Origin of the sequence: Actinoallomurus rhizosphaericola (assembly GCF_024055675.1) — a bacterium.
Classification (GTDB): Bacteria; Actinomycetota; Actinomycetes; order Streptosporangiales; family Streptosporangiaceae; genus Actinoallomurus; species Actinoallomurus soli.
The window spans coordinates 187,630-210,717 of sequence record NZ_JAMXMW010000010.1 but is presented as its reverse complement, the minus strand read 5'-3'; the positions used below and the strand labels follow the sequence as shown (position 1 = coordinate 210,717).

Annotated in this window: 23 protein-coding genes and 1 riboswitch; of the genes, 14 read left to right on the top strand and 9 right to left on the bottom strand. The window is 69.9% G+C overall.

Going from position 1 to position 23,088, the window contains the following annotated elements; all coding sequences use genetic code 11:
* Positions 1–112: 112 nt before the first annotated feature.
* From NE234_RS23115 to NE234_RS23100, 4 genes are read right to left on the bottom strand one after another with little or no spacing between them, the layout of a single operon-like run.
* Entirely contained in the window at positions 113–553 is a 441-nt protein-coding gene (locus tag NE234_RS23115) for an SMI1/KNR4 family protein (protein WP_252782585.1), read from the bottom strand.
* A 4-nt stretch (positions 554–557) separates the two neighbouring features.
* Positions 558–959 carry an Imm7 family immunity protein gene (locus NE234_RS23110; RefSeq protein ID WP_252782584.1) on the bottom strand — a complete coding sequence of 134 codons (402 nt, stop codon included), beginning with the start codon at positions 957–959 and terminating at the stop codon, positions 558–560.
* A gap of 11 nt (positions 960–970) precedes the next feature.
* Entirely contained in the window at positions 971–2,494 is a 1,524-nt protein-coding gene (locus NE234_RS45435) for a restriction endonuclease fold toxin (RefSeq protein WP_252782583.1), read from the bottom strand.
* A complete protein-coding gene (locus NE234_RS23100) occupies positions 2,479–2,775 on the bottom strand; it encodes a WXG100 family type VII secretion target (protein ID WP_252782582.1) in 297 nt (98 codons plus the stop codon). The genes NE234_RS45435 and NE234_RS23100 overlap by 16 nt, the downstream gene beginning before the upstream one ends.
* A 263-nt stretch (positions 2,776–3,038) precedes the next feature.
* Between NE234_RS23100 and mscL the strand changes: the two genes are divergently transcribed.
* Positions 3,039–3,491 (top strand): large-conductance mechanosensitive channel protein MscL, encoded by a 453-nt coding sequence (gene mscL, locus NE234_RS23095; protein ID WP_252782581.1) that lies wholly within the window; start codon positions 3,039–3,041, stop codon positions 3,489–3,491.
* A 345-nt stretch (positions 3,492–3,836) separates the two neighbouring features.
* A complete protein-coding gene (locus NE234_RS23090; RefSeq protein WP_252782580.1) occupies positions 3,837–4,085 on the top strand; it encodes an ATP-binding protein in 249 nt (82 codons plus the stop codon).
* Between the two features lie 659 nt (positions 4,086–4,744).
* Here the strand turns inward: NE234_RS23090 and NE234_RS23085 are convergent.
* Positions 4,745–5,623, bottom strand: a complete 879-nt coding sequence (locus NE234_RS23085) for a helix-turn-helix transcriptional regulator (RefSeq protein ID WP_252782579.1) — start codon at positions 5,621–5,623, stop codon at positions 4,745–4,747.
* A 147-nt stretch (positions 5,624–5,770) separates the two neighbouring features.
* The gene (locus tag NE234_RS23080) at positions 5,771–6,676 is read right to left on the bottom strand and encodes an aldo/keto reductase (protein ID WP_252782578.1); all 906 of its coding nucleotides are present in this window, start codon (positions 6,674–6,676) and stop codon (positions 5,771–5,773) included.
* A gap of 135 nt (positions 6,677–6,811) precedes the next feature.
* Between NE234_RS23080 and NE234_RS23075 the strand changes: the two genes are divergently transcribed.
* The 4 genes from NE234_RS23075 to NE234_RS23060 all read left to right on the top strand — a co-directional run bounded on the left by NE234_RS23075 (position 6,812) and on the right by NE234_RS23060 (position 10,430).
* Entirely contained in the window at positions 6,812–6,955 is a 144-nt protein-coding gene (locus NE234_RS23075; protein ID WP_252782577.1) for a hypothetical protein, read from the top strand.
* A gap of 24 nt (positions 6,956–6,979) precedes the next feature.
* A riboswitch (guanidine-III (ykkC-III) riboswitch) is annotated at positions 6,980–7,036 on the top strand.
* A 34-nt stretch (positions 7,037–7,070) separates the two neighbouring features.
* On the top strand, positions 7,071–7,385 hold the full coding sequence (locus NE234_RS23070; RefSeq protein WP_252782576.1) for a DMT family transporter: 315 nt from the start codon (positions 7,071–7,073) through the stop codon (positions 7,383–7,385).
* 285 nt (positions 7,386–7,670) lie between these two features.
* Positions 7,671–9,017, top strand: a complete 1,347-nt coding sequence (locus NE234_RS23065; RefSeq protein ID WP_252782575.1) for a sialidase family protein — start codon at positions 7,671–7,673, stop codon at positions 9,015–9,017.
* 171 nt (positions 9,018–9,188) lie between these two features.
* Complete coding sequence (locus NE234_RS23060; protein WP_252782574.1) at positions 9,189–10,430, top strand: PP2C family protein-serine/threonine phosphatase; 1,242 nt, start codon at positions 9,189–9,191, stop codon at positions 10,428–10,430.
* Positions 10,431–10,457: 27 nt separating this feature from the next.
* Here the strand turns inward: NE234_RS23060 and NE234_RS23055 are convergent, their stop codons facing one another.
* Complete coding sequence (locus tag NE234_RS23055) at positions 10,458–10,961, bottom strand: hypothetical protein (RefSeq protein WP_252782573.1); 504 nt, start codon at positions 10,959–10,961, stop codon at positions 10,458–10,460.
* Between the two features lie 278 nt (positions 10,962–11,239).
* Between NE234_RS23055 and NE234_RS23050 the strand changes: the two genes are divergently transcribed.
* A complete protein-coding gene (locus NE234_RS23050) occupies positions 11,240–11,719 on the top strand; it encodes an ATP-binding protein (RefSeq protein WP_252782572.1) in 480 nt (159 codons plus the stop codon).
* Between the two features lie 177 nt (positions 11,720–11,896).
* On the top strand, positions 11,897–12,307 hold the full coding sequence (locus tag NE234_RS23045; protein WP_252782571.1) for a hypothetical protein: 411 nt from the start codon (positions 11,897–11,899) through the stop codon (positions 12,305–12,307).
* A gap of 42 nt (positions 12,308–12,349) precedes the next feature.
* Here NE234_RS23045 and NE234_RS23040 read toward each other — a convergent pair whose 3' ends face one another.
* Positions 12,350–16,684, bottom strand: a complete 4,335-nt coding sequence (locus NE234_RS23040; RefSeq protein WP_252782570.1) for an AAA domain-containing protein — start codon at positions 16,682–16,684, stop codon at positions 12,350–12,352.
* Between the two features lie 225 nt (positions 16,685–16,909).
* Here NE234_RS23040 and NE234_RS23035 point away from each other — a divergent pair, with 225 nt between their 5' ends.
* From NE234_RS23035 to NE234_RS23010, 6 genes are all read left to right on the top strand, one after another.
* Positions 16,910–17,572, top strand: a complete 663-nt coding sequence (locus NE234_RS23035) for a DUF6000 family protein (RefSeq protein ID WP_252782569.1) — start codon at positions 16,910–16,912, stop codon at positions 17,570–17,572.
* 247 nt (positions 17,573–17,819) lie between these two features.
* On the top strand, positions 17,820–19,247 hold the full coding sequence (gene rox / locus NE234_RS23030) for a rifampin monooxygenase (RefSeq protein ID WP_252782568.1): 1,428 nt from the start codon (positions 17,820–17,822) through the stop codon (positions 19,245–19,247).
* 136 nt (positions 19,248–19,383) lie between these two features.
* Positions 19,384–19,911, top strand: a complete 528-nt coding sequence (locus NE234_RS23025; RefSeq protein WP_252782567.1) for an EVE domain-containing protein — start codon at positions 19,384–19,386, stop codon at positions 19,909–19,911.
* 248 nt (positions 19,912–20,159) lie between these two features.
* Positions 20,160–20,822: a DUF4097 family beta strand repeat-containing protein gene (locus tag NE234_RS23020; protein WP_252782566.1), complete on the top strand. Its 663-nt coding sequence runs from the start codon at positions 20,160–20,162 to the stop codon at positions 20,820–20,822.
* A gap of 271 nt (positions 20,823–21,093) precedes the next feature.
* On the top strand, positions 21,094–21,468 hold the full coding sequence (locus NE234_RS44480) for an SDR family NAD(P)-dependent oxidoreductase (RefSeq protein ID WP_308206916.1): 375 nt from the start codon (positions 21,094–21,096) through the stop codon (positions 21,466–21,468).
* A complete protein-coding gene (locus NE234_RS23010; RefSeq protein WP_252782565.1) occupies positions 21,434–21,907 on the top strand; it encodes an MmyB family transcriptional regulator in 474 nt (157 codons plus the stop codon). The genes NE234_RS44480 and NE234_RS23010 overlap by 35 nt, the downstream gene beginning before the upstream one ends.
* A 60-nt stretch (positions 21,908–21,967) precedes the next feature.
* Here NE234_RS23010 and NE234_RS23005 read toward each other — a convergent pair whose 3' ends face one another.
* Positions 21,968–22,585: a hypothetical protein gene (locus NE234_RS23005; protein ID WP_252782564.1), complete on the bottom strand. Its 618-nt coding sequence runs from the start codon at positions 22,583–22,585 to the stop codon at positions 21,968–21,970.
* Positions 22,586–23,088: the final 503 nt, after the last annotated feature.

The window sequence follows — 23,088 nt, the reverse complement described above, 5'->3', positions numbered from 1 at the left end:
GCTCTCTGAGTCCTCACACCGGCCTTTGCCGCGGAACGGGACCGCGCGACGGGCTGCGGCGAGCCGGAGCACGCTGTGTACGGTCCCGTCCCGAGGTTCGAATCCTTTCGAATCAACCGAGCGAGCGCTCCGCCTGGAGTTTGGCCTGGAGGTAGCGAAGAAAGTCTTCTGCGATCTTCTGCGGCTTCTCGTCTCCCTCGGTGTACAGGTAGACCGCAGGTGAATTCGGCTCGAAGAAGTACAGTTGATATCCCTGGTGGTGCGCGAAGAAGAAGCGATCGTCAACCTTCAGGTCGACCTCGTTCTCGAGGGCCACCTCGCGCGCGTAATTGTTGGTCTCCAGGGGCTGGGGGAAGAAGATATCGGTTCCGCGAAGCAGGCGCCCGGCGCCATGCCCGAATGCGCGCAAGAATGCGACGTAGTGTGCGGGCGGCTCGAACGGAGCGGCCTTGATGACCAGCTCGACCTCCGCTTCGGTGCAACCGCGAAAATCCCGTGGGGCTGCCAGTCCATCAGCGATCAGGGCGTCGGCGACAGCGGAAACCTCTCGCAAGGGATCAGTCGTCCGTATCCTCGATCACTGGAACGCAAGGAGAGAGGAAGGGGTCGGATTGCTGTGAGACCTGGCCACGGCGCATGACCAGGACCTGGAACTCGTTGCCATTCCCGGCCGGGTCCTCATCGTCGAGAATGTAGAGCAGACCGTAGGAACCGGGTGCGACCTCGCCAACCCGATTGAACGCGTCGATCACACTCTGACCCTCGCCGGCTCGACGATTGAGGAGCCCTGAGATGTGAAGTTGGGACATGCCGTTGACCCAGCGTAGGTCCACGAGGCTGGTCCCGCCGCGCAGTAGCTCTAGTTGCTTCTCGACGCGAGCATGTGCCGCCTCCAAATCGGCGAGGTCTTCATCGCCGGCGGAGCTTTGGATTGTTATCCAGCCATGGTACTCGAACATTATGTAGCTTCCTAGTGGAAGGGGTCGGTGTCGATGGTGACCTTGATGCCATAGCGTTCAGAATACTCTTGAAGTTTTTGTATCACCATGGGGTCTGGCGGTCCATTGAAATGATAATAAACAGATCTCCCGCTTTCTTGGGCGGCGTCGAATGTTGCCTTAGCCTGCATGCGGAACTTCTTGTTCACGACAAAATCGGCGGGCTTGGCTTGGGCGATGTATTCATCACTCACTGCATCGAACTCTCGGCCGCTCGGATCGTTCTCGAACCTGACGCGTGACTCGCCACCGATACGTTGTGCGAGCATGTCGGCGTCGGGATCCGGTTTGCCGACCTTTATTAGGTTCCCCGAGTATATGGAACCGGACTGCCCCGCCGCCGCAGTCCCGGCCTCGGTCGCAGCCATCTCTTCTTCGAGAGCGGGCTCGAGCTCTTCTTCGACCTCGGTCTCGATCAGGGTGATGGTCGGAATGGTGCTTAACGCGATGGTGAGGGCGCCGATGATGTCGCCGGACAGCAGGGACAGCATCATGGCGGTGACCGAGCTGACCAGTTCATGGGCGGTGGGCGAGAGGACCGCGGTGACCTCGGCGGCGTCCGCGACGCCGGCCGCGGCGTCGGATCCGCCGCCGGTGGGCGCGGTGAGGATGAGGCCGCCTGCGGTGGTGAGTGCGACGCCGATCCCGGCGCCCACCAGTTCCCACTTCATCTTGGTGCGGGCGCCGCGAACCTTCCCGGCGTACTGCTCGCACGCGTCGGCCATGGCGGAGCAGGCGTCTTCGAGTTTGCCGAGCACGCCACCGCCGCCCGGGGTCCAGATCTTGTCGTAGTAGTCGTACATCGCATCGATGTCCGGACCGCTGCTGGTGTCGGTGATCGTGCCGATCGTCCAGTTCAGCCAGTCACCGATCGAGTGGATCTCCTTGGCCGCCGCTCTCCAGACCCCGGCCGCGGCCTTCAGCCGGGCGACCGAGGCGTTGGGCCACAGTTTCGCCAGCGGGCCGGGCAGCCCCGACCCGCCCCGGCCCATGGCCGGGGCCGGCATGGCCATCGACATGCTCGGGTACACCCGCGCGAACGGCAGCTTCACCGCGCTGCCGCCCGGCCGGTCCGCACGCGAATGATGGTCGGCCTTCAGATGGTTGTTGGCCATATGGGTCAGTCCTTTGGACGTGCCGCCCAGGTGGATGATGCCGGCGCCGAAGCCCTTCCAGATCGTCTTAAGCGCCGCATCGTACTTTCCGGCGAACGCCTTGGCCGGTTCGCCCGTCCCGGCCATGCCTGCGTTGGCGTCCAGCCCGGACCGCAGCCGCATCCAGGCGTCGGCCAGGTGCTGCTGGCCGGTCGCGAAGTTCTCCGCCGCGTGCTGCACCGACTCGGGTGTGATGTCGACGCGGGCGGCGATTCCCGGCGGCAAGGGCGTCGGCCGCCCCTCCACCAACCGGGCGAACTTCGGTGGCGAACCCGGCACGGCACCGGAACCGGGCGCGGAAGGCGGCACCGGCGGTCGCGGAGGCGTCATGCGCCGCGCCACATCCGTACATTCGCCGACAGCGACCGGCCGTAGTTGCGGTGCGCGACTCCGATCACTTTCTTCAGTCCGTCCAGCCGGTGGGCCATGTCATCGGCCGCAGCCCGCCATGCTTCGCGGCTGTGCTCGTACGCGTGCCGGGCGTCCCCATCCCAAGAGTCCAGATCGGACGACAGGTCGCGCTCCAGATCGGCCAGCGTCTTCCGCAGGGACTTCAGAACTTCCGCGAAGGCCCTCTCGCCCGCTTCCAAGGCCGCCAGCTCGGCGCGGATCCGGTCGCTCATCCACCTCACCCCGCCGCAAAGCGACATGTCCCGCCCAGAACTTACAAGCCCTGACTCGGGATGTCGACGGCCTGCAGCCCGTCACTCCGGCGGCGGGCGAGGCGATGAGCAGCCCCGCCGGCGGAACGCCGGGCCGCGCCGTCGGGCCACGCGACCTGCAGGTCCGCTCGGCAGAACGCCTTGACCTACGCCATACCGAACCGCCAACCTGTAGCGCGCCGGTCCGGTCACGGGTACACCGCGCTGTCTGGGAAGGTAAACAGGTGCTCAAGGGGTTCAAGGACTTCATCTCTCGCGGCAACGTCATCGAGCTGGCCGTCGCCGTGGTGATCGGCACGGCGTTCACGGCGATCGTCACCGCGGTCACCAAAGGCGTCATCCAGCCGATCATCAACGCCCTCGGCGGCGCCCACGCGGCGCAGGGGCTGGGCTTTCGCGTCTGGCACCACAATCCGTCGACGTTCGTCGACCTCGGCTCGGTGATCAACGCCGCCATCAACTTCCTCATCGTGGCCGCGGTGCTGTACTTCATGTTCATGCTGCCGATGAACGAGCTGCGGGAACGACGCAAGCGCGGCGAGGAGCCCGGCCCGGCGGAGCCCCCGGACGTCGAGCTGCTCCGGGAGATCCGGGATCTGCTCAAGCAGCAGCGCCTCGACGCCACGGACCACGGAGGACCCTCCACCCCTCCGCGCAGCACCCTGCCCCCGCGCTGACACCGTCAGGGCCGAGCGTTCGGCCCGGTGACCGTGCGGCCGGGTGACGCGCCGGCTCGGCACGTCGCACGGCCGCGCGTGTGAACCGCGGGTCACCGTGCCTTCCGCCGCGTACGGACTGCGGGAGATGCGTCGCCTGCGGTTGAGCCGAGGAGCGTGCCCGCGGCCCGGCGACGGGCGCCGACGAACTCCTCGGTGAGGTACCCGATGCCGCTCGCCCTCTGAAGTCCGCCGAGCCCGTCCTGTACTGGCGGCGGACCTTCCCCGGCCGTCCCGACCAGGCCCGCGCCGTACGGCGGTTCGTCGCCACCCTGCTGCCGCTCCGGTCACGGCGGGTCGTTCACGGTGGGCGTTCGCCACGCCGCGGGATGCACGGCCGTCTCGGTCGCCGACGAGGGCGGCCCGGCCGCGCCGGTCGTCACCGACGCCGGCGATCTCGACGAATCCGGGCGCGGCCTGCGGACGGTCGCGATCCTCGCCGACAGCTGGGGCCGGCACGGCGATCACACCGGCCGTACGGTCACGGTGATCTTCGCTCCGGCTGGTCGCCTCAGGACTTCACGGTCAGAAGGTCCCTGCGCCGATTCCTGGTAGAGCGGGCCACCCGGCGGACCTCATGGGTGCACCCGTGGGGGTGGAGGCGGGGGTTGAGGCAGGTGTCGCGCTCGTACTCGTCCGCCTCCCAGCTCTCCGTCACATACTGGGGGGCGGTTAGGGAGCCGGTGGACTCCTGCTCGGTGGCGGCCGAGCTGAGGAGGCTCGCGAGCCCGTCGCCGAGACCGGAAATGTCTTTATGGCCGGGTTTGTGCTCGAGGCGGTTAAAGGCGAGGACGGCTCCCCCCAGCACAACCGTCGCGCCAACGACGGCACCCACTTTGCCAGTGGCTCCGAGGCCGTTCCATCGGTCAGCGATGCGCTGACGGATGGACCTGTCGCTGCCTTCTGGTGTCGGGGCGGAAGGGTCAGGATCACCATTAGCAGGGTGGGGTGTCTCGTCCGGTTCTGCCATCTGACAAGTCGTCCTCTCTGCTCGCGGAATCGGCAGTCTAGATGCTGGTCAACCTCGTGCGGCCCGGAATCGTCGGACCCGGCTCCGCCGGCGACTACCAGCCAGCGGAGCGACTCCCGGCATGGCTCGGAGACCAAGCCGGGTCGTGCACTCGTAGCCGGCGCGCCAGCCCCTATGCCGCCGCAGTCCGGGTCGCCAACGCTTCATCGCGGAGCGTCAGCGCTGTACCACTGATCGCGTCGACTCAGTGTTCGCCGGGAGTAGCGCTCGGGTGCTGCTCCTGCGTCGCGGCCCAGCTCGCGAGCATGCGCAGGGCGTCCTCGGAGGTGGAGCCGGCTTCGGCGGTGTAGGCCAGGAGCGTGAGACCCGGGTCCGAGGCGAGGTCCAGGGCCTCGAAGGACAGGGTGAGATCGCCGACGACGGCGTGGTGCAGCTTCTTCGTGCCGGTGCGATGGAACCGGACGTCGTGCGCCGCCCACCGGGACCGGAAGTCCTCACTGCGCGTCGAGAGTGCGCCGATGAGGTCGGACAGGTCACGGTCGTACGGGTTGCCGCCGGCGGCGGAGCGCAGGATCGCGACGGTGTCGTCGGCGGCCGTCTCCCAGTCAGCGTAGAAGTCCGTGCTGCGGGGATCGAGGAACGCGAAGCGCGCGAGGTTCGCGGGCCGGCCGGACTCGCTGAACGCGTCGGCGTAGAGGGCGCGTCCAAGCCGGTTGGCCGCCAGGATGTCCATCCGGTCGTTCAGGATTCCGGCCGCGGCCTCCGTCATCGCGTCCAGCAGCTGCTGGAGGGCCGGACGGACACCTCGCGGGGTCGTGCGGCGCCGCTTGGCTGGGGTGGCGTTCGCGGCGCGAGCGAGGTCCCGTAGGTGTGCGTGCTCCGCCTCGTCGAGCCGCAGGACACGTGCGATCGAGTCCAGCACGTTCTCGGACACGCCCCGGAGGCGGCCGCGTTCGAGACGGTTGTAGTAGTCGACGCTCACGCCGGCGAGCAGGGCGACCTCTTCACGGCGCAGTCCCGGCACCCGGCGTATCCCGCCATAGACCGGAAGACCGGCGTCGTCCGGGGTGATCCTGGCGCGACGGGAGGTCAGGAAGTCGCGTACTTCGTTCTCCAGGCCCATGGATCGAGGCTAGATCAGGCGTGACCGCGTGCGGGAGGTACTGGCAGTACACCCGAACGCGGCCGCTGCGGCCCCGGCGCCGCGCAGGGGGCGCACCCTGAAGGCGAGCCCTCCGCGCGGCGCGGCTGACGTGGACGGGTGCGCCGGTCACGCCTCCGGGATCGGCCAGTCGCCGGTCTCGAGCGTGACGGCCGCCGAATCGGGGCCACTGCGAACGCCCTTGTCGAGGGCGTCGAGCGCCGCCAGTTCCTCGGCGCTGAGCTTGAGGTCGAAGACGTCGAAGTTCTCGGCGATGCGCGCGGGCTTGACCGACTTCGGAATCACCGAGCGCCCCTGCTGCAGATGCCAGGCGAGCATCACCTGAGCGGCGGTCCTGCCGTGCGTTTCGGCGATGCCGAGGATCACGGGCTCGGCGAGCGTGCTGGTGCGGTTCTCGGCGGCCCAGCCGAGCGGGTCCGGGTAGAAGGTGACACCGCCGATGGGCGACCACGCCTGCGTCAGGATGCCGTGTTCGGCGTGCGCCTGCCGCAGGTCGCGCGGGCGGAAGTATGGGTGCAGTTCGACCTGGTTGACGGCGGGCACGATCTCGGTGCGTTCGAGGAGCGCCTCGAGGTGGTCGGCGGTGAAGTTGGAGACGCCGATCGAGCCAACCCTGCCGTCGGCGAGGAGCTTCTCCAGCGCCCGGTAGGAGGCGATGGTCCGGTCGAAGGCCGAGGGCAGCGGCTGGTGCAGGATCAGCAGGTCGATTCGGTCGACACCCAGCTTCCCCGCGCTCTTGTCGAACGCGTGGAGGGTCTGCTCGTAGCCGTAGTCGGTGATCCAGATCTTCGTCTCGATGAAGACCTCGGACCGGTCGACGCCTGAACGACGAATGCCCTCCCCGACCTCCCGCTCGTTGAAGTAGACGGCCGCGGTGTCGATGTGGCGGTAACCGGTGGCGAGCGCGGCCTCCACCGCCGCGATGGTCTCCTCCGGTGCGCTCTGGTACACGCCCAACCCGAACGCCGGCATCGTGACACCGTTGTTCAGGGTGAGCAGAGGTGCAGCGGTCATGACGGTCCTTCTCTCGTTCCGGGATCGGGCCCCAATGGAGGAGCGGAGCCCGCACCTCCATTGGGCACCGCGGCCCGCACGCCGCGGAAGGTCGTGCTCATCCAGGTACTGCGAGTCCACCCCACGGCCGCGTCGATGACCGGTCGGACGGTCCTGGCCGGCGATCTGCCCTGCGAACGCCGCGAGCTGCGGCCGATCGACGGACTCGCGGCGGTGCGCCTGTGGCCACCGCCTGAGCAGGTGGCCGGCGGTGGCAGCACCTACGTCCGTGCTTGCTAGCCTCGGAAGTGGCCAGCCCCTCGCATGTCCCGGCCGGCCCCGGACGAGCACGTCGTACCCGGCAGGACAAGACGACGTAGTCACTAGTCAGTCTTCTCCCCGGAGGTACGTCGTCGTGGCATGGATCGTCCTCATCGCTTCAGGTCTCATGGAGACCGTCTGGGCCGCTGCCCTGTCGTCCTCGCACGGCCTCAGCCGCGTACGGCCCAGCGCGCTGTTCTTCGTCGCGCTGATCGCCAGCATGGCCGGCCTGTCGTACGCCCTGCGCGGCATTCCGATCGGCACCGGGTACGCGGTGTGGGTGGGGATCGGGGCGGTCGGCACGGCCGTGTACGGGATGGCCGTCCTCGGTGAGCCGGCCACCGCCGCCCGCCTGGTCTGCCTGGCGCTGATCATCGGTGGCGTCCTGGGGCTCAAGTTCCTGCACTGACACACCTCGCCGCGAGCGTCCGCAGGGCGTCTTCGTCGATCACGCTGAGCCAAGACGGAGACGAAGATGATCTTGAACCTGTAACGTCGGTCGCGCCGTTCGGCGCGTGCCGGCACCACGTTGCCCGGTCAGGTGGCGCTGCCACCTGCGCAGACACTCCCATCGAGGATGAGGAAGGCACCGTTGAAACGACGTTCCAGGTCAATGATGGTGACGGCGGCCACCGTGTTCGCCTGCGCCGTTGCGACCCAGCCCGCGTTCGCGGATGGTTCCGACCCTGCCAGTGTGGTGCGGGTATCGGGCACCAGTGCGCTGCCGGCGGGTTGCGGGCAGCCCGAGGGCGACGGCTACGTCCTGAACCCGAACACCGAGGTCCAGCCCATGGTCGCGCGGGACCCGAAGCGGCCGTGGCATCTCGTCACCCTCTACCAGCAGGACCGCTGGAACCGGTACGGCAGCAATGGAGCCGTCGCCGCCGTGTCCGACGACTACGGCGCGACGTGGCATCCGTCGGCGAACCAGCCCGCGTTCTCCCGCTGCAACGGCGGCACCGCGGCCAACGGCGGGGACTACGACGTCACGACGGACCACTGGGTCACGATGACACCGTCCGGCGCGGCGGTGGCCGCATCGTTCTCGCTGTCGCGTACCGGTGAGGTGACGGCGATCCTGGTGTCGCGGTCCGGGGACGGCGGCAAGCACTGGGACGCCCCGACGACCCTGCAGCGGGACGACAATCCCGAGTTCTTCAACGACCGCCCGTCGATCACCGCCGACCCGTACCACCCGGGCGTGGTCTACGCGGTCTGGGACCGGGTCGACACTCGGTCGGACGGGAGCTGGGTCCAGCCGGTCTACCTGGCGAAGTCGACCGACGACGGGCGCACCTGGAGCACGAAGAAGGTGTACGACGTCCCCACGAACAGCGGCGCCATCGGCGCCGAGCTCGTACCCATGGCGGACGGGACGCTGCTGATCGGCATGCACGACGAGACCGACACCACCGCCGCCACCCAGGTCATTCGCTCGACCGACGGCGGCGTCACCTGGTCGGCGCCGACGCTGAACGTCGCGGCCCCGTTCACCGTGGGCACCAAGATCCCGGACCCCGACAGCTCCGGTGACCCGGTGCGCAACGCGACGCTGCCGTTGCTGGCGGCCCAGCCGAACAGCACGGTCGTGAACGCGGTCTGGCAGAGCCAGGACGCCGACGGCACCTTCCACGTCGCGTACGCCCGGTCCACGGATGACGGGAAGACCTGGTCCAGCCCGGTTCGCGTGGACCGGACGCCCACCGGTTCGGCCGCGGTACCGGCGGTCGCCGTGTCGCCCGGCGGCACCGTGGCGGTCACGTACTACGACTTCCGGAACAACACCTCCGCCTCCGGCCTGCCCACCGACTTCTGGGCCGTGACCTGCGCGAAGGACTGCACGACGTCCGGATCGTGGCGCGAGCAGCACATCGAGGGCTCGTTCGACGCGCGGAAGGTGCCGTCGACGAGCTCCGGCCGGATGCTCGGTGACTACACCGGCCTGGTCTCGACCGGCTCGGCGTTCGTGGCCGTGTACGGCGTGGCCACCGGCGACACCGCCAACCCGGTGGACCTTCACAGCGCGACCTTCTACAACTGATCGGCCGGTGCGGGCCGCCGGAGCCGGAGACGCCGGCGGCCCGCACCTCCCGCCGACCCGATCACCGGTGGTGTCGGGGGTCTGAGGGAAGGAGCAGGGGCTCAGAGGATCACCGCACCGTCTGAATTAGCATTTTCTGTGGGTGCAGTCGTCGGGGACGGGCAGGACTCCGTGAGCACTGCGAAGATCGATTTTGGAGCGATGTTCGCCGTCGCTCCGACTCCTTATGCGGTGCTGGACCCCCACCTGGTGATCGCGGAGGTCAATCAGGCGCTTCTCGAGGTGACCGAACGGACCCGGGAGGAGTTGATCGGGAAGGACCTGTTCTCGGTCTTCCCGGCCGATCCCGCAGGTCCCTCCGGCGGTGGGAAGCGCAGGCTGGAGGACTCGCTGCGCTGGGTGGCGATGTCGCGCCGGCCCGACACGATGGCGCCGATCCGGTACGACGTCGCGGTGCCGGGGCGGTCAGGGGAGTTCGAGGAGCGCTGGTGGTCGTCGACCATCACCCCCGTGGCCGGCCCGGACGGCACGTTGGCGTGGTTCCTGATGCGGACCGTGGACGTCACCGCGTTCATCGACTCCTGCGGCAGCGGTGACCGGCCGTCGTACGAGAACCTGAGCGGGCGGGAGCAGGCGCTGGCCGCCGAGCTGTTCGACCACGCGCTGGAGTTGCAGCGGCTGAACGACGAGCTGCGCCGGTCGTACGCCCGCGAACGCCAGGTCGCCCTCGCCATCCAGGACCGCATGCTGCACGCCCCGGACCTGGCCCGGCACCCGGAGATCGCGGTGCGGTACGAGCCGGCGACCGAGTCACTGCACGTCTGCGGCGACTGGTACGACGTGGCGGACCTGGTCGACGGAGTCTTCTCCATGGCGGTCGGCGACGTCGTCGGCCACGGGCTGGAGGCCGCCGCCATCATGGGCACGCTGCGGTTCGTTCTGAGCGGCGCCGTCCGGAACACCCACAGCCCCGCGCAGGCGCTGCAGTCGCTGGACCAGTACGCCGGTTCCGTGGAAGGGGCGCTGGGCGCGACCGCCGTCAAGGCCGTGATCCATCCTCGCAGCCGTGTCATCGCCTACAGCAGCGCCGGTCATCCGCCGCCGGTGCTCGCGCATGCCGGCGGCGGCCACGACCTGCTCGATCGGGCGACCGACCCGCCGCTGGGCGTCCGCGCCGAAGCCGTCCCCCGGCCCCAGGCCACCCTGCAGTACCGCCCGGGCGACACCCTCGTGCTCTACACCGACGGGCTCATCGAACGCCGCGGTGAGGACATCGACATCGGGCTGGCCCGGCTGACCGCCGCCCTCACCGAGTACCGGGAACTGCCGCCGCAGGAGCTGGCCGACGCACTGCTGGACCGTCTCCGCTGCGGCGCCTCCGATGACGTCGCCCTGGTGGTCGTCCGCCTCTGACACACCGGCCGGAGGCCGGTCCACCGATCAGGGGATGACGTCGGCGGCGATCGTGACGGTCGAGGTCCGGCAGGTGGACATCCGGCCGGTGAGGTTCGCCTGGGCGGCCGAGTTGCTGGCACAGCGCCAGCCGCGAACGGTCGCGACGCCCGCGCTGCCCTGCTTCGGAGTGTCCCTCCGGTAGTAGGTGCGGAAGACGGTGACGGCCGCGGCGCAGTCGACGTGTCCCTTGAGCACGCCGATCACGGCCGCCGGGCCGTTGCCGGGCGGCTGAACGGTGCCGCAGGTCTTACCCGGCCCGGCGAGTGCCGGCGTGCGGGCGGCCCGCGAAGCAGAGGCGTGGTGCGACTTCGTGGGCGCCGGGCTCGGGGCGGGACCGTCCGTCGTCGGGGTGGCCGTGGCGCTCGGCGCCGGCGAGGTGGCGGCGGACGACGGCGATGCCGACGGGGCGGCGCCGGCCCCGCCGTCGTCCCGGCAGGCGCTCAGGGCCAGCAGAACGAGCGGGAGACAGATGACGGCCCGACGATGCATGCGAGAACTCCGGAGACAGACTTCAAGATCCACATAGTCTCCCAGGCGCGCGGTCCGTCCCGTTCCGTCCAGTCCGAGCGCGAGCCGACCGCCGAACGTTCGACGCGGTGACGCTCGGACACGGTGCTCGCCGTACGGCGGCGTGTCCCGGCCTGACGTGCGAACTCCCGTTCCGGACGCCCGCGTCGGCCTACCGAATGCGACGACCCATGTGCCTCGTGTGAGCTGAGAAGCACTCCGGCGGTACGCCGCCGATCCTCCACCCCCACGAGGTGTCCATGCTTCTCCCGCAACCCGAACCGGCCACCGCCGCGCCGGTCATGTACTGGCGGGCGGTCTTCCCCGGCACCCCCGACCAGGCCCACGCCGTACGGGCGTTCGTCGCCACCCTGCTGCCCGAGCGGCCGCGGCTCGACGAGGTCCTCCTGGCCGTCGGTGAACTCGTCGCGAACGCCTTAAGGCACACCCGCTCCGGGCAGGGCGGCTCGTTCACCGTCGACGTCTACCACGCGGCCGGCCGTACGGAGATCTCCGTGACCGACCAGGGCGGCCCGGCCGAACCGGCGGTCACCGACGCCGACGAGCTCGCCGAGTGCGGACGCGGCCTGCGCACGGTCGCGCTCCTCGCCGACGGCTGGGGCTGGCACGGCGACGACCAGGGCCGTACGGTCACCGCCGTCTTCACCGCGGAACCGCCCGCGGCGGCCGGCCACTCCTGCCCCGAGTCCGGGTCCCACGCGACGGCCGGGGGGAGGTGAAACCATGGAATACCAGCTCAGCGGCGTGTCATGGCGCAAGACGACACGGTGCGGCGGCTACACGGGCGAGGACGGCGAGGCATGCGTGCTCGTCGCCGTCGTCGAGACGGGCCGGCCGTGAGCGACGGGTGGCGGCCCCGGGGCTCGCCTCGGGCCGCGCCCACGGGAGGGGGCGCCGTGCACTTCCACGCGTACGGCTACCGGGGACCCGGCGAGGCCGTCCGGCCCTACGACACCGTACGGTCGCCGAGCGGGAGCGGGTTCGAGACCTCGCCCGTCCCGCCGGAGCGGACCTCCGCCTGGCTCGCCAAGCCCGCCCGCTTCATCAGGGGCACCTGGGACGACCCGGCCGACGCGGTCGCCTGGCTGGAAGGGCAGCACGCCGAGCTCGAGCCGCTGATCGCCCATCCCGACCTGCGACGGCACGCCCCGACCGTACGGGCGATGGCCGCGACCGCCCTCGACACCCTCCGACGCGGCAACGACGTGGTCTGGGCCTGGTGGCTGACGGGGGGCAACTTTGCGAGCGTCGCCGTCATCTGCTGCCCCAACCGTGACCTTGAGGCACGCTGCCCGCTCGACCGATGATGATGCGGGGCGTCGCGCGGTGGTAGCGGCGTTCGGTCTCGTTCATTGTTCGTCTCCGTCGTCTGCGGGCCGGATGCCCAGCTCGTCCAAGAGGGGCCACAGGGATGCCATCGCGGTCTCCGGTGAGCGGTGGAAGGCGCTGCCACGGACGCGCCAGAAGCGCCAGCCCAGGCGTTCGAGGACGCTCTGGCGGCGCAGGTCGTCCTCCCACTGCTCCGGGCCGTGGTACTTGTCGCCGTCGCACTCGATGGCGAGCCTGCGGCCGCCGCCGCGGACGACCAGGTCGATGCGCAGGTTGCCGACGTGGTGCTGCGGGGTGACGAGGTAGCCGCGAGTCAGCAGCATGCGCAGGACGCGGCGCTCGAAGTCGGACTCGCAGCGGGCCTCGAGGTCCTGGCCGAGGTCGCGGGAGCGCTGACCGTCCTGGGCGTACCGGATCAGCGCCGCCCGCTGGTCGTCCGGGTGGAGCTGGTCGGGCTGGACACTGTGGAACACCCACATCTGGTCGCGGGCGCGGCTGGCGGCGACGTTGATCCGCTGCTCGTACGCCCGGGAGGTGAACGCACCGCGCCTGTCGTCGGCGACGACGCTGATGAAGATGACGTCGCGTTCGTCACCCTGGAAGCTGTACGCGTCGCCGCAGCGCAGCCGGCGGCGCTCGTACTCTTCCGGGCCGAGCTTGTCCAGCAGTTGCTGGTCGATGTACTGCGCCTGCCTGCTGGTGCTGCCCAGCAGAGAGATGACACCCATGGTGCGGCCTTCGTAGACGGGGTCGGCGCAGCATTCGACGAGCTTGTCGACCAGGGCGTTCGCCTCGGCCTCGTTGACGTTGCCGATCGCGAAGTCCTGGCGTACGCCGTCGGGGACGTGGACGGCGCGGACGACCGGGCCGGGCAGGCGGTCGGCGGACTCCTCCCGCAGCGGCTGGATCTCGCCGCCGTAGTAGTGCTGGGAGGAGAACTCGATGATCTGCGGCAGGCAGCGGAAGTGCTCACGCAGCCGGACCACGCCGGGGAAGAGGCGCGCGGACGCGTCGTACAGGCTGGATTCGAGGTCGAGCAGCAGCGCGTTGGGGAAGCCGTCCAGATGGTTGCGGATGAGCTCGTCGACCCGTGCGCGACCGGTGCCGATCGCGGACGGGCTGATCTGCCGGTCGTCGCCGACCACGACGACCTTGTGACCGAGCCCGAGCAGGCCCAGCGCGAACGTGTCGCACTGGCTGCTCTCGTCGATGATGACGACGTCGAACGGCGGCGTGACCGTCGGATCGAACGACTCGACGACGCGGTAGTACGGCATGATCCAGACGGGGACCGCGGTCATCGCCAGGGGCATGAGCCGCTGGGCCTCGGCGCGCCACTTGTTCGCGCCGGCGCCGGTGCCCTTGCCGATCTTGCGGAGTGTCTGCAGCCAGCCCATGAGGGCCTGACGCTGCGTGTGGCCGAGGCCCTGTTTCATCGCCAGCCAGGCCGACCGGCGGGTGAGCTCGAGCGTGAGCCCGCGCTGATTCTCCTGTGCCTCGTCCAGGCGCCGCTGCACCTCCGCGAGGTCGTCGGCGTCGATGATCTGGGCCAGCCAGGTCTCGGCGCGCCGCCACTGCCACAGCTGGGCGAGGCCGCCCGGGTCACCGCACTCGGCCTCGTCGCCGCCGGTGTCCCGGATGCGATCGGCCCATCGGGGCGCGACCGTGGCGAGCCTGCCGTGCAGCTCGATGAGGCGGGCGACCTCCGGGCGGAGCGCGGTGAGGCGCGCGGCGGTGGCCAGGGTCGCGTCCCAGCGCTCCCAGTCGCCGGCGCGGAGCGCGGTCAGCAGGTCGGTCCACAGCGGGCTCGCTCCCGTACGGGCGGCGGACGCCGAGAGCGACTCACCCAGGCGGGCCAGCTCGTCCAGGAGCGACCGCTGCCGGTGCCGGGCGCGCAGGCCGCCGAGCACGCCCGCGATGCGGTGCAGGTCATCGGGTGACGGCCGGGCGGGTACGGCGCCGGCGGTCAGGAGATGGGAGAGCGGCTCGCGCAGGCGCGGCCACGTCTCGGCCTCCCAGCGGAGTGCCTCGGTGATCTGCTGGACGCGTTCGTCGATCCACGTCTCGACCGCGGTCAGGCCGGCGGGGACGCCGGGAGCGGACAGCGCCGCGGCGAACTCCTGGCTCCACAGCCCGGCCAGGGCTCCGCGCAGCCTCCGCAGCTCGACGTACGCGATCAGCTTGTCGACGTCCTCGACCGTACGGGGCTCGTCACCGTCGACACGGAGTGTCCTGAGGAACTGGGCGAGGGACCGGTTGACGAGGGGGGAGACCTTCTTGTTCTCGGCGTAGCGGCGACGCAACTGCCCGAACCGGTCCAGGGCATCGCGGTACGCCAGATCGGAGGGCACCTCGATCTGGGCGCCGGCGAGCGTGGCGCGCAGGCGCGCGCACTGGTGAGCGTCCTGCCGGAGCTTCTCCGTGTGCCCCGACCAGAGGATCAGCCACTGGCGGTCCTGGGCGACCTGCAGACGGAGCCGGGCCAGCCATCCGTCCTCCAGCGCGGCGAGCGTCGTGGCGGCACGGCCGAGGTCCTCGGCCAGCCGGTCGAGGACCTCATCGGCGAACGCGTCGATCCGCGCGGGATCGGCCACGACGTCGCGGTAGCCGGCCAGCACCTCGCCCAGTCGGCGCAGCTCGTCGTGCCGGTGCGCCAGCTCGCTCCCGGACGGCAGCCCGCCTGTAGGCGGCAGCTCGGCTCGGCAGGCGACCGCGTCCGCGGCGCCGATCCGGCGGGCCAGGGCGAACAGCTCGGTCAGCTCGGCGGCCCCGAGCGGGCAGCGCGCGTCGACCGGCAGGGCGTCGGGGATGCGGGCCAGCGCGTCCTGGTGCCGGGCGAGCCAGTCGGCGACCTCGCCGGCCCGGCGCCGGTGGCCGTCCAGCTCCAGCGTGGTCTGCTCGCGTTCGAGCCCGTCACGCAGGCGCTTCCTCAGGACCAGCACCTCGGCCCCCACCTCGTCGAGACGCCGGCGAAGGTCCCCCACGGCTTTTGTTTCGCGTACCTCGTCCACACGGTCTGCGGCCGACGTGATGGCCTGGACGGAACGCTGCAGGTCGGTGAGGTGGGCCGACGAGGAGCCCAGCACGGCCAGGGACAGGTCGCGGAGCTCCTCGGGGATCTTGTCGCGCAGCACGGTGAGCGCCTGGTCCTTCTGCGCCGTGACCAGCACGCGCTTGCCGTGCGCCACGAGATGGGACACGAGGTTCGCGATCGTGTGGCTCTTCCCCGTGCCGGGCGGGCCCTGCACGGTGACGCCGCTGTGCGTGGCGAGCTTGCGCGCGATCCGCTCCTGCTCGTCGTTGGCGGGCAGCGGCATGAGGAGGCGTTCCGCGACCGGCGCCCACTCGTCCGTACGGTCGCCGAGCTCCCGCCGGGCCGCGTCCTCGCCCGCCGCGAGGGCGACCATCGGGGCGGGGAGCGTGTCCCGCTCCGCCACCGCCGTCTTGAGCTGCTCGAAGAACCTGAGGAACATCACGCGGCGTTTCCGGACCACCAGCCGCCAGGTGTCGCCGATGACCGGCGAGTCGGTGACCTCGGGCAGCTCCGGGCCGTCGTCGAGCCGGTCGTCCAGGCCCAGCGGCGCCGCGATCCTCCGGTACAGCGGGCGCATCTCGTCGGGGGACCAGACGTCCACCGGCGCGCCGCGCAGCTCTTCACCGATCCGGGTGATCCCGGTCAGGTTCGGGACGCCGAGACCCTGCAGGCAGTCGAGCTCCAGGGCGGGCACGCCGTCGGGGACCACGGACAGATCGCCCGACTCGTCGTCGAACACGATGCGCACCCGAGTGACCAGCAGCGGGTGGCAGATGCGGTGCCCGCCGAACCGCCAGCCCAGGATCCCGTGCCCCCAGACCAGCTCGTACGTCGCCTCGTCGGTGCGCATGCGCTGTCTGAGCTGGAACAGCGTCTCGTACAGGCGGCGTGCGGCGACCGACGGCCGCGCCCGCTCCGCCCAGGGCTGCCACACGTCGGCCACCCAGGCGGAGAACGCCGCCTCCGCGCGGGTACGAGCGCCGTCCGTGTCATCCTCCGGCAGGCCGAGGCGCGCCGCCAGGTTCGCGGGCGGCCGTGGCGGTGCGTACGGGTCGTCGACGGTGACGCCGCGGAAGCACGGGGCCAGCGCGCGTGGCACGGCGGGAGCCTCCGGCCTGGGCGTCTTGGCCACCCGCAGCCACGCGTCACCCGCCGCCGGGCCCAGGCGCACCGACGGATGCGACGGGACGTCGGCGGGGGCGATCGGCACGTCGTAATCCCCGACGTGCCGGATCGGTTTGGCGTAGACCTCCTGGGCCAGCGCGCCCAAGTAGTCGTAGAGCCGCGTGATGCGGTCGCGGGTCTGCGCGCCATCCGTCATAGGCTCCCCCGTCCGTGTCCTCGACCTCCGCGTCCAGCTTCGCATCGGTCACCGACACCTCTGACGTTCCAGACCGCCCATCGGTGCACAGTAAGGCGTGAAGCGGGCGCTGATCGTTACGAATTCGAACGCCGGAACGGGTGAGAGCGGTTCGGCCCGTCGTGCCGACAGGCCCGGACCGTCGGCCTGGACGCGGGCCGGACGGCCCAGGTCACCATGGAGGGCATGAGCTTCCGCATGCCGCAGACACCCGAAGAGCTCGCCCTGGTCCGCCGGTACGTGATCTGGTCCGAAGGTCCTGGCGCTCCTCGTTACCTCAACCTCCTCCACACCAACGCGCTGCGGGAAGACGAACCCGATCGCGATGCCTTCATCGCTGCGCTGGCCGAAGACGCTCAGGACATCAGCGACGCCGAACTGACCGAACTGCTCGGATTCGAGTGGCGTGCCCGGCTCACCGCCGCATGGCTCATCGGCATCGACCGGCGAACCGGATTCCGGCGAACACTCGGCGACCTTCTGCTCGCCAGCGAACTCGTCTACGCCGGTCAGGGGTACTGCTTCGCGCTCGCGCGTTTCGGTGAACCCGAGGACGCGGAGATCCTGACCGCCTACCTGGACCGGTACCTGCCGAGAGAGGACTGTCACTACAACCAGGACTCGGCCATCGGTGCGCTGCTCCATCTCGACGCGAGACTCGGAACGACCCACGCCCGGCGGTATCTCGGCGCCGACGGTCTTTGGAACCGGTCATCGTTCGCCGCACAGGATCCGCTCGACGCCCGGCGCGACATCGAGCGCCTTTGCCTGTTCGCCGAACGGGTCACCGATCGTGTCGAGGGAGACCCGGGCCCTCTCGAACGACCGGTCGCCCGCGAGGTCGAGTAGGTCATCCTCAGAGAGACGGAGCGTCGGCCATGCGACTCATCACGTCGAATTCGGCCGAGTCCGGCAGGCGAATGGGCGGAATGTCCGCGATGTGGGAAGGGATTTATTCACTCCCCTCCAGTTTCAACGTATAGCGCACAGGGGGGCTTGCGGCAAGACCCCCGTCGCACCGCAGAATCGTCGACCGAGACCGGAACCTGCGGCAATTCGACGTCGCACGTCAGGTCCGATTGGACGGGGGGTTTCCATGATCGATGTGATCGTGGTCGGAGGCGGGCCGACCGGTTTGATGCTGGCCGCCGAGCTGCGGCTGCACGGTGTGCACGTGGTCGTGCTGGAGAGGGACGCGGAGCCGACGAAGATCGCCCGCTCGCTCGGTCTTCATGTGCGCAGCATCGAGGTGATGGATCAGCGCGGCCTGCTGGAGCGGTTCCTCGCGCACGGCAAGCAGTACAAGCTCGGCGGTTACTTCGCCGGTATCAGCAAGCCGTGGCCCGGACGGCTCGACAGCGCCCACGCGTACATCCTCGGCATCCCGCAGCCCATCACCGATCGCCTGCTGGACGAGCACGCGATCGAGGTCGGCGTCGAGATACGGCGCGGTTGCGAGGTGGTCGGGCTGAGCCAGGACGACCAAGGGGTGACCGCGGAGCTGGCCGACGGCACGCGGCTGCGCTCGCGCTATCTCGTCGGGTGCGACGGTGGCCGCAGCACGGTGCGCAAGCTGCTCGGCGTCGGCTTCCCCGGCGAGCCGACCAGGGCCGAGTGGCTCCTGGGTGAGATGGAGGTGTCCGAGGATCCGGAGACGGTCGCCGCCGTCGTCGCGGAGGTCCGCAAGACCCATCATCGGTTCGGCCTCGGGCCCACCGGGGACGGGGTGTACCGCGTGGTCGTGCCCGCCGAGGGGGTGGCCGAGGACCGTACGGTCCCGCCGACCCTTGAGGAGGTCAAGCAGCGGCTGCGGGTGTTCGCCGGCACGGACTTCGGCGTGCACTCACCGCGCTGGCTGTCCCGGTTCGGGGACGCGACGCGGCTGGCCGAGCGTTACCGGGTCGGCCGGGTGCTGCTGGCCGGCGACGCGGCGCACGTCCACTCGCCGCTGGGCGGGCAGGGGCTCAACCTCGGCGTCCAGGACGCCTTCAACCTCGGCTGGAAACTGGCCGCAGAGGTCCGCGGCTGGGCACCGGAGGGGCTGCTGGACAGCTACCACACCGAACGGCACCCCGTGGCCGCCGACGTACTGGACAACATTCGCGCGCAGTCCGAGCTGCTGTCCCTCGAGTCGGGTCCCCAGGCGGTGCGCCGGCTGCTGGCGGAACTCATGGACTTCGAGGAGGTCAACCGGTACCTGATCGGAAAGATCACCGCGATCGACATCCGCTACGACTTCGGCGAGGGGCATGAGCTGCTCGGCCGGCGGATGCGGGACGTGGGGCTGAAGCGGGGCCGCCTCTACGAGCTGATGCGCGGTGGTCGTGGGCTGCTGCTCGACCAGACCGGGCGGCTGTCGGCCGCCGGGTGGGCCGACCGTGTCGATCACGTCATCGATGTCAGCGAGGAGCTGGACGCGCCCGCAGTGCTGCTGCGGCCGGACGGCCACGTGGCCTGGGTCGGCGAGGACCAGGCGGATCTGCTCGGCCCGATGACGAGGTGGTTCGGCGCACCCGTCGGCTGAACGGGCGGCTCTGCTTTCACGGTCATGGAGAAGGTGTCCGTTGTTCCGAACGGCCCGGCCGGGCTCGGCCGGGCCGTTGCGGGGGCCCGCGGTCTTTCGCTGATCGCTCGGAGACCGGGATCGTTATCGTGGGCGGGTGAGCGAGTCGTACCTGCTGATCCTGGGGGACCGCCAGGCCATCGCCTGGGTGCTGCGGGAGCAGCGGATGGCGTTTCCCGCGACCTATCGCGCCGAGGTGAATCGGCTCGCCGTCGGGGACGAGCTGCTGATCTACACGACGCGCGGCGCGTACCGGAATCCGACGCGGGATCGGGGCCGGGTGATCGGGACGGCGACCGTGGCCTCGGCCGTCGAAGCGCTCGACGTTCCGGTGAAATTCGGCGGCCGGGAGTTTCCGCGCGGTTGCGGGATAACGGTCACGTCGCTGGCCTCATGGGGGCGAGGTGTGGAGCTCCAGCCGCTCGTCGATCGGCTCGCCGCCTTCCCCAATGCCAAGGCATGGAGCATCCAGCTGCGCCGGCCGCTCCTGCACCTTCCGCGAGAGGACGCCGAGCTCATCGGGGAACTGCTCCGGAAGCAGACGGGGGACCGCCGGGAGCACCTGGATGGCTACCTCGCCCACGATCGGCCGCCACTGACCCAGGCGACATCGACCCGCCGCTGAGCGGCAGACCGCTTATCGGGGTCCTGCGTGGACGAGTACATGAACGCCGTCCGGCCCCATAGCGTTCACGGACACTTCATCGCAACGAACGCGTGGTCCTGGTGTTGCGTTAGTCGCAGCTCTATTGCAATGATTTCAAGCCAGTGAGCTGCGCTGATGCATCGAAGTCGCAACGAGCTTGTTGAGGAGATCGGAAAAGCAACGTAGCGTTTGCGTTGTTCGAAACAACGAGCCGCACGGAGCACACCATGCAGAAGTACGACACCCCCACCCCGATCACCACCGCCATCGACATCCCCGCCGGACGCCTGCAGATCATCGCCGCCGACCGCACCGACACCACCGTCCAGGTCCTGCCCGCCAACCCCTCCAAGAGCCGCGACGTCAAAGCCGCCGAGCAGACCACCGTCACCTACGCCGACGGCGTCCTGCGCATCCAGCTCCCGGCGAACAACCAGATCCTCGGCCCCTCCGGATCCATCGAGGTCACCGTCCAACTGCCCGCCGGCTCCCGCATCGAAGGCAAGGCCGCCGCCACCGAACTACGGACCGTCGGCCGCCTCGGCGACGTCACCTTCACCGGCGCCTACCGCCACACCAAACTCGACGAAACCGCCAGCCTGCGCCTCACCGCCACCGACGGCGACATCCAGATCGGCCGCCTGAACGGCCCCGCCGACATCACCACCGCCCGCGGCGACATCCACATCACCGAAGCCACCGGCGGCAAGGTCATCCTCCGCACCCACTCCGGCGACATCACCATCGGCGCCGCCACCGGCATCTCCGCCGCCCTCGACGCCGGCACCCCCAACGGCCGCATCACCAACACCCTCAAGAACGACGGCACCACCGAACTCGACATCCACGCCACCACCTCCAACGGCGACATCACCGCCCGCAGCCTCTGAGGCACGACCATGCGCGTGCCGGCGCGGGGCGAGCGCGACAACGACGCGCTCGCCCTGCGAGGGCGCTCGGTGACGGCGGCCTCCGCTCACTGAGGACCTTGATCGGCCCGCTCCAGCCGCCCATGCCGCCCCTGCTCGCGAGACGGCGAGCCCGGCCATCGGTACGGCTCCACACGCATCATCAAGCCGATCGGCGCGACGGTCGCCCGGGCGATGGCGGCGCTGAGCAGTTTCTACGGCGGCGCCCACGACGCTGAGACGGTGCGGCGCAATGGACAACTCGCAACGCTTGATCGCGAGCGCGCGATGTTATAGCCACCGATGCGAGGTGTCCAGGGAGCATCACTCCGCGGACAAGGCCGCCCTTCTGGTCCGGCGGTGGCCAGGCGATTCTGACCTCATGCCTCGAACCTCGATAGATATCCCTGTCCCCGACCTCAGCGGAAAGATCGCCCTGGTGACCGGCGGGAGCGACGGCATCGGCCTGCACATCGCTGCGCGCCTCGCACGTGCCGGCGCCGAAGTGGTCCTTCCCGTGCGCTCACAACCCAAGGGGGCCGCTGCGATCCGGCAGATCCGCACGCAGACGCCGGATGCGAAGCTGTCAGTGCGTGCCGATCGGCCGCGAGGGCGATCTGCGTGGTGATGCGAGCGCCGCCGGCTCGCAGCAGGGGCAGTCGCGGATCGCCGCATACCGGTGGTTCACGGATCCCTCGGCCCGCGACGCATACCCGCCGGAAGATCACGCGAGGCAGTCCGGGATCCTCACGGCGGACCTTCGCGCCGCGTACGGCGCCCTCGGGCCGTCGTCCGTCGTGGGATCCGTCGTTGACGCTCTGCTCATCGAGAGCGGCGAGTTCGCGGACCTGTGGGCGAAGCACGACGTGACGACGGCGCACTCCTATGAGAAGCGGCTCCAACACCCCGAAGTCGGGCTGATGACCCTGCACTGCCAGATCCTGCATGATCACCAGCAAGGACAGTCCCTGATCGTGTTCACCGCACTGCCGGGAAGCGATAGCCAGCAGAAGCTGGACCTACTCGCCGTGCTCGGGGGCCAGCGATTCGCTCCGGAACCTCATTGAGCGTCACGCGCCCGCCCCTCCGTACGGTGCCGGCGGCGGCGTCGACCTCGGCGTCCGGCTCTAGCCGCGCCAGGGCGGTGCCGCGTGGAACGCCGGATGCACCTCGATCGTCGGGGCCATCCTCTGGAGCAACCGGCGGGCGCGGGACAGCGGATGGTCCGGGAAGTGCTGGTCCCACCACGGGTCCTCGGACCAGTTGCGAGGGAGACCGCCCTGGACCTCGGGTGCGTACGGGTGCTGGGCCCAGTACCGCATCATCTCCTCAGGGGAACGGCCCTTCCCGTGCTCGGTCATGAAACGGTCGAGCGCCATCGCGTCCCGCATCCCGGTCACCCCCTGTTCGACGCACAGGAACTTGAAGACCAGGCTGCGGTCGGCCCGTGGCAGGGTGAAGGACGGGATGTAGGCCACGCCGGGCCGGTCGGGCAGCGGCAGCTTCACGATCTGCTGGAACGCCGGCAGGCCGTGCAGGGTGACCGGGTCCAGCTCGATCAGGCCACCGCCGGAGGCGGCAACGCGTGCCACCGCATCGCGCCGGAGCGCGTCCAGGTCCTCCAGCGGCGCCGCCAGGTCGGGCGGGATGTCGAAGACGTGCAACTCGGCGATGTCGCCATCGGAGTTTCGGTAGGCGCCGGGCTGCAACTGCTCCCAGCCGGTCTGGTCGAAGCGAATGGTCATGCGTCGGGAGCTTAGAGGTATCGACAGGACGCTCAGCGTACGAAGCACCCCACCGTTGAGGGCGGCAGGCCGCTCGCGGACGCTTCAAGGCCAGCGAACCGAGCTCGATGTCGCGACGTCGTCCCTGGCGAATACTGCGTCCTAAGAGCAGCGTCCGCCAAGGATCACCGCGGCGTGGCGTGCGCTGGTCGTCCGGGCCCCCGGCAAGGCCGCATGCTTTCCCGCGGGCCTTTGCTCTGCTCACGCCGGGTATGCAGTGGACCGCTCCAGCTGCATACCCGGGGTGAGCAGAGCAAAGGCGGTTGGAAGGTGGGCCGGTGCGCTGCGCTGCGATGCGGTGTGGACGGAACGGTGAGCGGTGAGGGCGCCCAAGCCGGAGTCGTTTACGGGAATCGAGCCAGAATCAGAACTTCTCGCCTGGGTAGACGGCGCGAAACGCGGTGGGGGCACCCGGCGGGCGATAGCGGTGCCGAGGTCGGCTCAGGGGCAGAAGCGCCGTCCAC